Consider the following 12006-nt stretch of genomic DNA (forward strand, 5'->3'; position numbering starts at 1 on the left):
CGGCGCTATAGTGGAAAGCCGAAGACGGGAAAGACTTTTGCAATCCAGCGCGATGTCCTCCGTCACGATGCCAGGCGCAGACCCCGCTCGGTCGCGAAGGCGAGAAACTTCTCGGAGCTCAAGGGCCTCGCGAAGGCGTAGCCCTGCAGCACGTCGCAGCCGAGGATGCCGAGCATTTCGGCATGCGCCATCGTCTCGACACCTTCGGCCACCGTCTCGATGTTGAGCGAGCGTGCGATCTCGATGATCGAGCGAACCAGCGCCTGTTCGCTGCGTGCGCTCAAGACCGGGACCACAAGCTGGCGGTCGATCTTCAGCCGCTTCGGCTTGATCTTCAACAGGCTGACGATCGAGGTGTGCCCGGTACCGAAATCGTCGACCTCGATGTCGATACCCAGTCGCTTGATACCCTCGATGTTGGTCGCGACGATATCGTCGCTCTCATCGAGGAAGATCGATTCCACCAGCTCGAAACAGATCTGGCCGGGCGCAATGCTCAGTCCTTCAAGCGAAAGCAGCAGATCGTCGTCTTGAAGCCGCTTTGCCGAGACGTTGACCGAAATCTTGGGAACGCGCACGCCGGCGGCGGCCCAGCGCATCTGGTCCTTGAGGGCTTTCTCCAGAACCAGCCGGTCGAGCGCAGCGGTGACGTTGAGTTCGTCGGCGATCCCGAGGAAACGGTCCGGCGTCAGGATACCCTCGCGCGGATGTTTCCAACGCACCAGCGCCTCCACGCCGCAAAGCGCAAGCGAGGTCGCGTCGAACTGTGGCTGGTACCAGGGTTCGAATTCGTCCCGCTCGATGCCTTCGAGAATTTCATCGGCGATGCGTTTGGCGGTCACCACCTCCGCCTGCAGCGTCTCGGTGAAGAACTGGTAGCGGTTTCGGCCAGCTTCCTTGGCGCGGTAGAGCGCGATGTCAGCGTTGACCAGCAGCTTGCGCGCGTCGATTTCCGGGCCCTCTCCGACCGCGACACCGATGCTGACACCGAAGCGGCAGGGAAAGCCGTTGTAATCGACCGGCTGCCGCATGGCGGCGATGATGCGGTCGCAGCGCGGCGCAAGTGCGGCCTCGCCGACAGCCCCGGTCACGGCCACCACGAATTCGTCGCCGCCGATGCGCGCGATGATATCGGCGGGCGAGGTGTTCGCCCTGAGGATCTCGGAGGCATGAACCAGCATGGCGTCGCCGGCGGCATGGCCGAGCGTATCGTTGATCTGCTTGAACCTGTCGAGGTCGATATGAAGGATGGCGATGTCTTCCCGATCACCGTCGGGCGACGACGTCAGGCGCTCCAGCGCCTTGTCGAGCATGCGGCGGTTGCCGAGCCCGGTCAGCGGATCGTGAAGCGCATTGTGCTCTATGCGCACACGCGCCTGCTCCAGCTCAGCATTCTTTGCATCTGCCATCGCCTTTGCCGCACGCAGCTGCTCGGTCATCACGACGTCGTCGGTGACGTCGAGCGCCATGCCCACGAACTTTCGCGCGCCGTCGGGCGCCACATGCAGCTTGCCGACGGAGCGGATGTGACGGACACCACCGGACAAAAGGACGACGCGAGCCTGATGGACATAGGTTTCGTTGGCGGCAATGGCGCGATTGACCGCTTCCAGAGCCGCTTCGCGATCATCGGGATGAAGCGTGGTAAGCCATATTTTTTCGTTTGTGGCCCCGTCGGAGTAGACCAGTCCGTAAAGCTGGTGCATGCGCTCGTCCCAATAGGCGACGTTCTTGTCGAGATCTGCCTCCCACATACCGCAACGATAGGAATCGAGTGCCAGGTCGAGCCGGCGCGAAAGCAGTTCGAGATCCTGCTCGCGCTCGTAGAGCCCCTTCAGCGCCTGCTCGAGCTCATGGTTTTGCTGATCGACCTGCGCCTTGGCCGCGCTCAGCCGCTCATTTCTCAGCACATCGTCGCTGACATCCCAGCTAATGCCGGTGACCTTTGCGCGTCCATCGGCGCCTCGGTAGCTGGATCCGACATTACGGATATGGCGCATCGTCCCGTCAGTCAGGATGACACGGTACTGCGACCGGTATTCCAGGCCATCGTCCAGGCTGCGGAAGAGCGCGTTGGCGGCAATACAGACATCATCGGGATGTACCGTCGCGCGCCACTCGTCGTATGTCGGCTCTTCCACATGGGCCTCCAGCCCGTGCAGATGGAACATCCGGTCGTCCCAGGAGCGCTGCTGGCTCTCTACGTCGATCTCCCATATCCCGATCTTCGACGCGTCGAGCGCCAGGTTCAGGCGATGAGACAGCGTCATCACCTCCCCTTCCCGCGCCTTCAGCTTGGCGATGTTGCGCTGTCGCTCGTTGACGAGGCCGCCGGCCAGGAGGATCGGGATGACCACCACCGTGACGGCGGCAACGATCGCCATCTGGATGAAGCTGCTGTTTTCGGGGAGCTGCTTCCATCCGCCGACGGGCATGGCCGCAAGCTCCCACACGCCGCCGGCGAGCTCCAGCCGACGCTTGACCGGCGCGGCGCGAAAGAGAGCGTCGTCGCCGTAGAACGCATCCTGTATGCGCTCCGGCTCGGAAATGTCGCGGATCGCCAGATGAACGTCGATGTGGCGGTGATCCCGGGCCAGCTCCGGCGCTTCGCCGCCCGACTCGAGCAGGCGTGCCGCGCGGTAAAGCGCCTTCTCGTCGAGTATGGCCTCGACATAGCCCCAACGCTCCATGCGGCCCTGGATCTTGGAGAAGACCGGCAGGAACAGTTCGAAACCATTGCGGCCGCTCGGCAGCCGGATCGGGCCGATCATCACCGGCCTGACCGTCGAGGACGCGCGCTCGATGGCGTGTCTTGTCGCGCCGAATCGGTTGAAGTCGCTGCCGACGAACCATTGCTGGCTCTCGCGCGGAAAGGCGATCCGCACCACGCCGCCGGGCGCTGCCGAAGCGCGCACCATCTGTGGGTTCTGCAGGAGGAGCTTCGTCGCCATGACAGTGAAGTCGTCTGACGTCATGGCCGGATGGACGCCGATGCTGTTGGCAAAACCGTTCAACGCGGCAATGCTGGTATTAACCTCCGATTGCAGCCGGTTGGCAATGAGGTTCAGTTCGTTCTCGACGTCGATGCTAAGGTCGTTCTGGAAATTCTCGCGATTTTGTCGCTCATAGACATGCCCGCCCGTAAAAACGACAAGGCCAGCGATCGCCGCCGGAATGAGCGACGGTTTCGCAAATCTGGCGGCGGCCCGAATGCGCTGGCGCAGAACGTCGATGATCTTCAATCTCTTCCCCTCGATCCCCAACCAAAGGTAGCGAGCGAGTCTTAAGATTGGCTTTCGTCACAATTCCTTGGCAAACCCTATAATTCATGGGGAAACCACCCCGCCGATACCCGGAGTTCGGCCCCTGCCCGCTTGAAAAATACGGTATCGCCGTCCAGTCTCCAGAGTTCGGATAGACCATCAAAAAAGCGGGGCGTCCGGCCAAAAGCCACGCCGCAAGGCAATTTTTGCCACAATCGGGGATCAAAGGGAGTGACGAGAATGTTCGCAGAAACGTTGAAGAGGGCAAGAAGAATGCGTTTTGTTATTGCCGCACTCATGGCCACCGCAGGGCTGCTCTCCCCCTTGTCCGCCCTGGCCGAAAGCGCCGACGTTGAAGCTACCATTACGGGTGTTGATACCGATAGGCTGAGCCTGTCGCTTGACGACGGCAAGAACTACCAGGCGCCCGAGGAATTCAATTTCGAAGGCCTGAAGGCCGGCGTAAAAGTTCTCGTCTTCTACACGGAAGTGGACGGCAAGCGGGTCATCAACGACCTCGAAATCGTTCAATAACAAAGCGCGGCCTTTCCTAGCGGCCACTGCACGGTTCGGACGAGCCGATTTTCACATTTCTGGAAACAGGTTTCTCGGATGCCCCGCACGCGGGCATACATGTGAAGCGCATTGCGCGCCACCGCGCCAAACTACGCCCTAGGCTTCAGACCCAGCCAATGGCGTTGCCGGAGATCCGAAGAAGGCGGTCCTGCGGGATCGCCGCGGTCGCGGCCTCCTCGGCTTCCATTTCCCCGAAAAGCTTGAACAGCACACGAATGACGCCGCCATGACTGACGCAGACCGTCGGCTTCGTCACGTCCCTGAGCCAGGCGGCTATGCGCCAGGACAGGATTTCGTAGCTCTCGGCGTCCTCACCGGGGGGAATGAAGTCCCACTTCACGGCGCGCCGCTCGGCGATCCGCTGCGGCGCCGAGCGCTTGAGTTCGGGCAGCGTGTGCCCTTCCCAATCGCCGAAGGAGACTTCCTTGAGCCGCTCGTCGGTGCGGTAGGCCTCCGGATCGAGCCCCATGGCCCGCCGGACGCGCTCCATGGTCTCGCGGGTGCGACCGAGCGGACTGGCGACGAAGTCGAAATGCCGGGCGTCGGCGCCGAGGATGCCCCCAAGCGCCACGCCGTTGCCGGTCGCCTGCTGGCGACCGAAGTCATTGAGAGGGATATCCTTTTGCCCCTGGAGCCGGCTTTCGGCGTTCCAGTCGGTCTGTCCGTGACGGATCACATAGATCAGCACAACATGTCTCCGGGCAGCAGGCTGCCGAATCCGACTTTGCGGTTCGGTCAGTCCTTGATCACGGAGATATCGGGCGCGTCCACTGCCTTCATGCCGACGACATGGTAGCCGCTGTCGGCGTGGTGCACTTCACCGGTGACCGAGCGCGACAGGTCCGAAAGCATATAGAGGCCGACGTCGCCGACTTCCTCGATGGTGACGGTACGGCGCAGCGGCGCGTTGTACTCGTTCCACTTGAGGATATAGCGGAAGTCGCCGATGCCGGAGGCAGCCAGCGTCTTGATCGGGCCGGCGGAAATCGCGTTGACGCGGATGTTCTTCGGGCCGAGGTCGACAGCGAGGTACTTGACGCTTGCTTCGAGAGCAGCCTTGGCGACACCCATGACGTTGTAGTTCGGCATGACCTTCTCGGCGCCGTAATAGGTCAGCGTCAGCATCGAGCCGCCGTCCGTCATCAGCTTTTCAGCGCGACGAGCAACCGAGGTGAAGGAGTAGACCGAGATCTGCATCGTCTTGGCGAAGTTGTCGGCCGAGGTATCGACGTAGCGGCCAGTCAGTTCGTCCTTGTCGGAGAAGCCGATCGCGTGCACCACGAAATCGATCTTGCCCCACTGCTTCTCGAGCGTATCGAAGACGGCATCGATGGAGGCTTCGTCGCTGACGTCGCAATGGCCGGCCATGAAGCCGTCGATTTCCGCAAGCAGCGGCTCGACGCGCTTCTTCAGAGCGTCGCCCTGATAGGTCAACGCAACCTCACCACCCTGCGCGTGGATGGCCTTGGCAATGCCCCATGCGATGGAACGGTTGTTTGCAACGCCCATGATGACGCCGCGCTTGCCCTTCATCAGACCGGATGCCTGAGCCATGGTAAGTCCCCAATACTATTCCAGCATCGGCGGGCGCCGGTGCCAAAGATCAAAAATGTCAAAGACGCCCCACGAGAACGGGTGCGGCAAAATGTCGAGAATTGCCTATGGCATAGCCGCAAGGGTGGTTCAAGCGCGGCTGAGATCAGGAACTGTTAGTCCCCGTAATATTGGGTCAGTGTGTCAGCGAACTGTCACAAATGGCCTGTCACAGATAGAGGCCGTCGCGTTGCGACTTCATCAAATCGGTGATCTTGTCGTCGGGCGCTTCGGGCAGAACCAGTCTCAATTCGACCAGCAGGTCGCCATGCGTACCGTAAGCGCCGGGCATCCCCCTGCCCGCAAGACGGATGACCTTGTCCGAGCCGGACCAGGCCGGAACGACCACGGTAACCTGCCCGACTGGAGTTTCGAGCACCTGTTCGCAACCGAGCACAGCGCCCTGCAGGTCGACCGGCAAGGTGGTCATCAGATCGAGCCCGCGGGTACGGAACGTCCCGCCCTGATCGACCCTGAGCGTGACGACGACGTCGCCCCGGGTCATCCCGGTCACCCGATAGCCCTGCTCCGCCAGACGAATGCTCTGACCGTCGACGGCGCCCGGTGGGATCTGCACCTTCAGGCTTTCGCCGTCAGGAAGCTCGACGGAGAGGCGCTGGCGGCTGATCAGGTCGTCGATGCTGACAGCGAGATCGACGGGAAGATCAGGTACCTTCTCGGCCGTCTTTGCCGCGCGCCCCCGGATGCGCCGGACGATCGCCGCCACAAGTTCCGCCGCTGGTGCGGCTGCGCGCTGCATCAGCGGCGCCTCGGTCCTGAGCACGCTTTCCTGCTGGGGCTCGGGCGTTGGTTCCGGCTTGCTTTCAAAAGCCTGGGCCGGACGCTCCGGCTCCTTCGCCGCCGCAGCGGGCTTGGGTGCCGGTTTCGGCGTCGGCTTTGGCGAGGGCCGGGCCGACTTGGTGCGGGTCTCCGCACCGAAAATCTGTGAAATGGCGTCCTCGGCGGTCTCGGCGTCGACCGGCGCCTCTTCCTGAGGCCGCATCTTCGCCTTCATCGCCTCCATGCGACGAAGTTCGGCCTCGCGGCGCGCATAATCGTAGCGGCTTCTGAGCTTCGGGTCGCGCAACAACTCGTAGGCCTTGCCGGCCTCGGCAAAACGCTCGGCGGCGTTGGGATCGTCCTGGTTGTGGTCCGGATGCACGGCCTTTGCCAGCGAACGCCAGGCGGCCTTGATTTCATCCTGCCCGGCGTTGCGCCGTACCCCGAGGATCACATAGGGATCACGCATGGTTTTACCATCTTCTCTGATCGGCGGCCGCTCCCTGACGCCCGCCTTTGCCCCGATTGCGGGCGCCATCGTCGCCCGTCCGTTGAATGCCGATGATCAGGAGAAGTTGCTAAATAGTGGTTAGCCACGGGTCCTCATGCGGGCATTGGGACGGCATCGTGGGCCGTCATGCGCGCATTTGCCGAAACGTGGTTAACCACCGATTTCAACGACTTGGGTCGGGCGCCGCTCAGGCGCGCGGGCCGAAGCTCGTCAGATACCAGGCGCCGTCGCCGCCCTGGCAGGTGCTGCCGTCGAACTTGGCGATGCCCTCGTAAGAATGACGCGTCGTCGTGAAGCGGCGGCAGAGCATGCCGCTGGCGCGGTCTTCCTGGATGCTGCTGATGACGCCGGCGCTGCCGGAGGTCGCATTGGCCCAGGGAATAGGGTTGATGGCGCCGCTGTTGAGCTCGGCCGACGTCACGGCATTGCGAACCATCACAGCGTCGGAAAGGCCATCGGAGGTCTTGGCGACGGGAACGGTGCCCGTCGAAACCGTGCGGTCGACACCGCTGCCGAAAAGGTCGAGGCCAGCCCCCATGCAGCCGGACAGCGCCAGGACCGGCAGGCAAACTGCCGCGCTACGTAGCAAGGCGAAGGAATACCCCTTCTTGGCGTCGATCCACTTTGCTATGTCTTGCACGGCAATCCTGTCAGACTCGCTGGAGCCGCACGTTTCTCGACAAGGTCAACATACAGGCTCCGACATTTTCGATGCGGAAACACAGGTCGGGCTCATCCCGAAGCATTTCCGCGCCAGACATCACGGCATTGGAACGCAATAATGGCGGCGAATGAGTTAACAAGCGGTGACTTCACCGAATCAAATGAACCCTTTTCCCTGTTTGGCACATGGCTGAAGGACGCGGAAGGCAGCGAGATCAACGACCCGAACGCGGTCGCGCTCGCGACCGTCGATGCCGACGGGCTGCCGAATGTCCGCATGGTTCTGCTCAAGGGCTTCGACGAACGCGGCTTCGTTTTCTACACGAATTTCGAAAGCCAGAAGGGTGAGGAGATCCTCGGCGCCCGCAAGGCGGCGATGTGCTTTCACTGGAAATCGCTCCGTCGGCAGGTGCGCGTGCGCGGCCCGGTCGAGATCGTCACCGACGAAGAGGCGGACGAATACTTCAAGAGCCGGCCGCGCGGCAGCCGCATCGGCGCCTGGGCCTCGAAGCAGTCGCGACCGCTCGAAGGCCGCTTCGCGCTGGAGAAGGCCGTCGCCGAATACACCGCACGCCACGCCCTCGGCGAAATCCCGCGCCCGAGCTACTGGTCGGGCTTCCGCATCCGCCCGACGTCGATCGAATTCTGGCACGACCGCCCGTTCCGGCTGCATGACCGGATGGAGTTTCGCCGCGAAACGCCCGAAGGCGGCTGGGAAAAGGTACGTATGTACCCGTAGCCTGCCTGTCTCTTTCAAGAGAGACGCCAGATGCAATGACGACGCCCGGCCATGCAGGTGGCCGAGCGGATATTATCCTTTGCCCGGCTTGAGCCGGGCGTTTTCATCGAGTGCCTTTTGATGACGATCGATGTTCGTGACGCGACGCTCGACGATGTCGCCGGCTGTCACCGCTGCCTTGACGAGGTCGCCCAGGAAGGCCGCTGGCTTTCACGGCTGAGCGCTCCACCCTTCGACGGCTTTGCCGCATACATGACCGACCTGTATCGCGCCCGGGCGCCCCAGATCGTTGCGGTCGACGATCACGTCGTCGGCTGGTGCGATATCCGGCTGGATGCTTCGCCCGTTCGCGCGCATGTCGGCACCTTGGGCATGGGGCTCCTCGCCACATATCGCGGCAAGGGAATCGGCGGCCGGCTTCTGCGACTGGCGATGCAGCGCGCCCGCGAACGGGGGCTGGAACGCATCGAGCTCTCCGTTCTTCATGACAATGTTGCGGCCCGGGCGCTTTATGCGCAGTTCGGCTTCCAAATCGAAGGCCGCCGCATCAGCGACTGGAAACACGACGGCGTTTACCAGGACAGCATTCTCATGGCTTTTGCCTTCAATTGACGCCGAAGCGCTCGGCTTTCCAACTCGCTTTTTCTACCCGGCCGCCAGGCGGAAAGGGATGCCGGATGCCAGCGCCGAGACATAGCGGGCGCGCTGGAAATGGCCGTTCAGCGAAATGCGCGGCAGCGCATAAGGGCTGGATTGCGTCCGCACCGTGAGCGTTCCGGGTTGGGTGGTGACGGCCAAGGTAAGACCCAGATCGGCGACGATGCGATGGTCGCGTACGGATACCGCCGGCGCGTCGCCATAGGGATAGGCAAAGGTCTGGGGTCGCCGACCGGTAATCGCCTCGACGCGCCGCAGCGATCCCTCGATCTCTCGCTTCGCCTCGGCATCCGACAGGCGCGCGATCGCGCGGTGGCTGATCGTGTGGGCGCCGAGGCTCGCCAGAGGACTTTCGATCAGGCGCCGTAACCCGGCCTCGTCCAGTGTCAGCTTTTCGGTGATCGCCAGGGGATCGATGCCGCGGTCACGAGCGGCAGCGTTCAAGGAAGCGATCGCCGTTGCCTCGTTATGGCCGTGAATGAACGCCGCGATACGATTGAAAACGGCCTGTCTTTCGGCCGTTGTCGACGCCTGCAGTGTTTCTACACCGCCGCCGAAGTCAAAGTGTAGCGTCTCGTTCGTTTCGAGCATATCGGCGAGCGTTTCCCACCAAAGCGTATGGGTGCGGTCGACGAAACCGCCGGCAACGAACACCGTGAACGGCGCCTGGTGGCGCTCGAAGACCGGCAACGCGTGCTCGAGATTGTTGCTGTAACCGTCGTCGAGGGTAAAGCAGGCCACCGGTTCGCCCTTGGCGGCCAAGGCCTGCGGCAAGTGTTCGAGCGGGACAAAGCGATAGCCGCCGCGCTTCAGCGTCCGCAGCGCGACATCGAGAAATTCCGGCGTGATCTCCAGATGGGCGTTGGGATCGAAGGCACGGGCAAGCTTCGGCCGGACATGGTGCAGCGTAAAGACCGCCCCCTGCCCGCGCGCGCCGGCCATCAGCCCGGCGCGGCTCAGGCCCCCGGCGACTTCCAGCCCGCCGGCAATTGCGGCGCGGCGAACAATTGTCCTGATGATGCCCTTGATGGTCGCCCCCAAAATCTGGCCCAAGCGCTCCCCGCACGGCCTGCAAGCCTGGAAAGTTAACGGCGAGGGCGTTAAACCTTGTTGAACGGGGAGAGCGTTCATCGGCCATTTACCACAACCCCGAAAACAAGGTCGGCTTGCCACATTCCGCCCTAAAGTTGCAGCAAAGACACGGATCTTGTCACAAAACGAAACAGCTTTGCGCCTGACCGCGGGCGCCTTTCGACGGGGATCGACATGAAAACTCTGCGCTGCCTCCTGCTGGCGACCTTCGCACTGGCGCTCGGGACGGCGACCGCCGTCGCCGGAAGCGCCTCGCTGGTTCTGGATGCGCGCACCGGTAAGGTCCTCTCGTCCGAAAACGCCGATGTCCTCAACCATCCGGCCTCCTTGACCAAGATGATGACGGTCTACATGGCCTTCGAGGCGCTGAAGAGCGGCAAGCTTTCCTGGGACAGCAAGATCAAGGTTTCGAAGGCGGCGGCCGCCAAGCCGCCGATGCGTCTCGGCCTCAAGTCCGGCATGACGATCACGGTGCGCGAGGCGGTCCTCGGCATGATCGTGCGCTCGGGCAACGATGCGGCGGCCGCCATGGCCGAGAAGCTCGGCGGCTCCGAGGCGAATTTCGCCCGGATGATGACCGCCAAGGCGCGGCAGCTTGGCATGAGCAAGACCATCTTCATCAATGCTTCCGGCCTGCCGGCCAGCAAGCAGGTGACGACTGCGCGTGAAATGTCGACGCTTGCCGTGGCGCTGATGCGCGACTTCCCCAGGGAGTACCGGCTGTTTGCGACCGAGAGCTTCAACTTCCGCGGCCGCAAGGTGCGGGGTCACAACAACCTGATGTATCGCTACGACGGCATGGACGGCATCAAGACCGGCTACACCAACGCCTCCGGCTTCAACCTGGTCAGCGCCGTCAAGGACGGCAATCGCCGGGTGGTCGGCGTCGTGCTCGGCGGCAAGACGGCGCGCAGCCGCGACGCCAAGATGGCGGCCCTTCTCGATCGTCACGTTGGCAAGGCGGCCAAGGGTGGACGGCAGCTCGTGGCGTCGACGCGCGGCGGCAAGACGGTAGAAGCCCCCGTCGAAGTGGCCGCGGTCGCAACATCCGAGGTTCCGATGCCCTATGCCGCACCGCAGCGGGCCAAGCAGGATTCGGTTGCTGCCCTGATTGCGGCAACGTCGACGACCGCGATCCCCGCGGAACGCCCGACCGAGGTTGCCGAGATCGAAACGACCGCTGCGGTTCCGGCTGCATCAGGCGGCTGGCAGATCCAGATTTCGGCCGCACCTTCGGCCGAGGCTGCGCGCATGCTGCTGGCGCAGGCGCGCTCGGAGGCCGGTGCGCCGCTCGCAGGCGCCACGCCCTATACGGAAGCCGTCGGTAAGGGTGCCAAGGCGATCTACCGCGCCCGCTTCGTCGGCTTTTCGAGCAAGGATGCGGCCGCGGCCGCCTGTGACGCGCTCAAGCAGCGCTCCTACGACTGCATGATGCTGCCGTCGCGCGGCTGACGGCAGCGGTTCGCCGCAGCTTCACGCGCTTGCGGCTCTGTGGGCGCGATTGGCCATCCACCAGTCGCACTGCTCTTCGCTGTAGCCGAGAAGCCGCCCCTCCTCGCGCTCATCTTCATCCGTCCATGGACGCCAATTGTAGAAGAGCTGGTCGCAGCGCGTCCTGAACCGCTCGAAGCGCCAGGTCTCGCCCGGCAGCGCAAAGGCGAGATAACGGACCCGCTCCTCTTTCTCGCTTCCCGTGGTCGTCGGGCACATCTTTGCCAGCTCGAACGTGTCCAGCACCAGCACTCCGGCGGCGACATACGGGGCAAAGAGCGCCTTGGTTTCCTCGAGCCAAGGTGACGCCGGATCGTCGTCGAAATAGGCAAAGGGCTTGCGCCCTTCCAGCATCAGCGGAAGTTCGTAGCCGGTATGGACGAGGTATGGCGTCGTATCGATCCGGTGCGGCCGGCGAAGCAGGGCCTCCTCCCCCGTATCCGGCAAGGCAAACCCGAGCGCCGAGGCAAGCGCAGTCAGATCCTTGCGGTCAAGCAGGTAACAGGCATGGTCGGCAATGGCGCCGCCGTCCAGGTCCAGGGCACGCGCGATGTCTCCCGGATCGCCATCGAACCGCAGTTCGTGGCTGGGCGTGGCGGTCTCCGGCGACAGGAACGAAAGCACGAAGACCGCCACCGGAA

The 12006-nt window shown here is 63.2% G+C and carries 11 protein-coding genes; 4 read left to right on the plus strand and 7 right to left on the minus strand.

What is annotated here, in order from left to right; genetic code table 11:
• Positions 1-62: 62 nt before the first annotated feature.
• On the minus strand, positions 63-3242 hold the full coding sequence (locus JVX98_RS17785) for an EAL domain-containing protein (protein ID WP_205239340.1): 3180 nt from the start codon (positions 3240-3242) through the stop codon (positions 63-65).
• Positions 3243-3536: 294 nt separating this feature from the next.
• Between JVX98_RS17785 and JVX98_RS17790 the strand changes: the two genes are divergently transcribed.
• Positions 3537-3797, plus strand: coding sequence for a DUF1344 domain-containing protein (locus tag JVX98_RS17790; protein WP_043619849.1), 261 nt, complete (start codon positions 3537-3539; stop codon positions 3795-3797).
• A gap of 145 nt (positions 3798-3942) precedes the next feature.
• On the opposite strand, the gene JVX98_RS17795 is transcribed toward JVX98_RS17790, so the two are convergent.
• The 4 genes from JVX98_RS17795 to JVX98_RS17810 form a co-directional block, all read right to left on the minus strand.
• On the minus strand, positions 3943-4527 hold the full coding sequence (locus JVX98_RS17795; RefSeq protein ID WP_192447588.1) for a histidine phosphatase family protein: 585 nt from the start codon (positions 4525-4527) through the stop codon (positions 3943-3945).
• A 47-nt stretch (positions 4528-4574) separates the two neighbouring features.
• Complete coding sequence (gene fabI, locus JVX98_RS17800) at positions 4575-5393, minus strand: enoyl-ACP reductase FabI (protein ID WP_043619845.1); 819 nt, start codon at positions 5391-5393, stop codon at positions 4575-4577.
• A 208-nt stretch (positions 5394-5601) separates the two neighbouring features.
• Positions 5602-6681 (minus strand): DnaJ C-terminal domain-containing protein, encoded by a 1080-nt coding sequence (locus JVX98_RS17805; protein WP_205239341.1) that lies wholly within the window; start codon positions 6679-6681, stop codon positions 5602-5604.
• Between the two features lie 229 nt (positions 6682-6910).
• Entirely contained in the window at positions 6911-7363 is a 453-nt protein-coding gene (locus JVX98_RS17810; RefSeq protein ID WP_205239342.1) for an RT0821/Lpp0805 family surface protein, read from the minus strand.
• Positions 7364-7504: 141 nt separating this feature from the next.
• On the opposite strand from JVX98_RS17810, the gene pdxH reads away from it, so the two are divergent.
• The gene (pdxH, locus tag JVX98_RS17815) at positions 7505-8125 is read left to right on the plus strand and encodes a pyridoxamine 5'-phosphate oxidase (RefSeq protein ID WP_043619841.1); all 621 of its coding nucleotides are present in this window, start codon (positions 7505-7507) and stop codon (positions 8123-8125) included.
• A gap of 51 nt (positions 8126-8176) precedes the next feature.
• Positions 8177-8737 carry a GNAT family N-acetyltransferase gene (locus tag JVX98_RS17820; protein ID WP_205239343.1) on the plus strand — a complete coding sequence of 187 codons (561 nt, stop codon included), beginning with the start codon at positions 8177-8179 and terminating at the stop codon, positions 8735-8737.
• A gap of 33 nt (positions 8738-8770) precedes the next feature.
• Here JVX98_RS17820 and JVX98_RS17825 read toward each other — a convergent pair whose 3' ends face one another.
• The gene (locus JVX98_RS17825; RefSeq protein ID WP_205239344.1) at positions 8771-9913 is read right to left on the minus strand and encodes a polysaccharide deacetylase family protein; all 1143 of its coding nucleotides are present in this window, start codon (positions 9911-9913) and stop codon (positions 8771-8773) included.
• 135 nt (positions 9914-10048) lie between these two features.
• On the opposite strand from JVX98_RS17825, the gene JVX98_RS17830 reads away from it, so the two are divergent.
• Complete coding sequence (locus JVX98_RS17830; RefSeq protein WP_082006094.1) at positions 10049-11326, plus strand: D-alanyl-D-alanine carboxypeptidase family protein; 1278 nt, start codon at positions 10049-10051, stop codon at positions 11324-11326.
• A gap of 21 nt (positions 11327-11347) precedes the next feature.
• Here the strand turns inward: JVX98_RS17830 and JVX98_RS17835 are convergent, their stop codons facing one another.
• The gene (locus JVX98_RS17835; RefSeq protein ID WP_205239345.1) at positions 11348-12001 is read right to left on the minus strand and encodes a hypothetical protein; all 654 of its coding nucleotides are present in this window, start codon (positions 11999-12001) and stop codon (positions 11348-11350) included.
• Positions 12002-12006 lie beyond the last annotated feature (5 nt).

The organism is Ensifer sp. PDNC004, assembly GCF_016919405.1.
In the GTDB taxonomy this organism is placed as follows: Bacteria; Pseudomonadota; Alphaproteobacteria; order Rhizobiales; family Rhizobiaceae; genus Ensifer.

What these genes read in the sequence shown, in the direction of transcription:
- JVX98_RS17830 (WP_082006094.1), top strand. Translation starts at nt 10,049, where the DNA reads ATGAAAACTCTGCGCTGCCTCCTGCTGGCGACCTTCGCACTGGCGCTC.
- JVX98_RS17790 (WP_043619849.1), top strand. Translation starts at nt 3,537, where the DNA reads ATGCGTTTTGTTATTGCCGCACTCATGGCCACCGCAGGGCTGCTCTCC.
- JVX98_RS17825 (WP_205239344.1), bottom strand. Translation starts at nt 9,913, where the DNA reads ATGAACGCTCTCCCCGTTCAACAAGGTTTAACGCCCTCGCCGTTAACT.
- JVX98_RS17820 (WP_205239343.1), top strand. Translation starts at nt 8,177, where the DNA reads ATGCAGGTGGCCGAGCGGATATTATCCTTTGCCCGGCTTGAGCCGGGC.
- JVX98_RS17805 (WP_205239341.1), bottom strand. Translation starts at nt 6,681, where the DNA reads ATGCGTGATCCCTATGTGATCCTCGGGGTACGGCGCAACGCCGGGCAG.
- fabI (WP_043619845.1), bottom strand. Translation starts at nt 5,393, where the DNA reads ATGGCTCAGGCATCCGGTCTGATGAAGGGCAAGCGCGGCGTCATCATG.
- pdxH (WP_043619841.1), top strand. Translation starts at nt 7,505, where the DNA reads ATGGCGGCGAATGAGTTAACAAGCGGTGACTTCACCGAATCAAATGAA.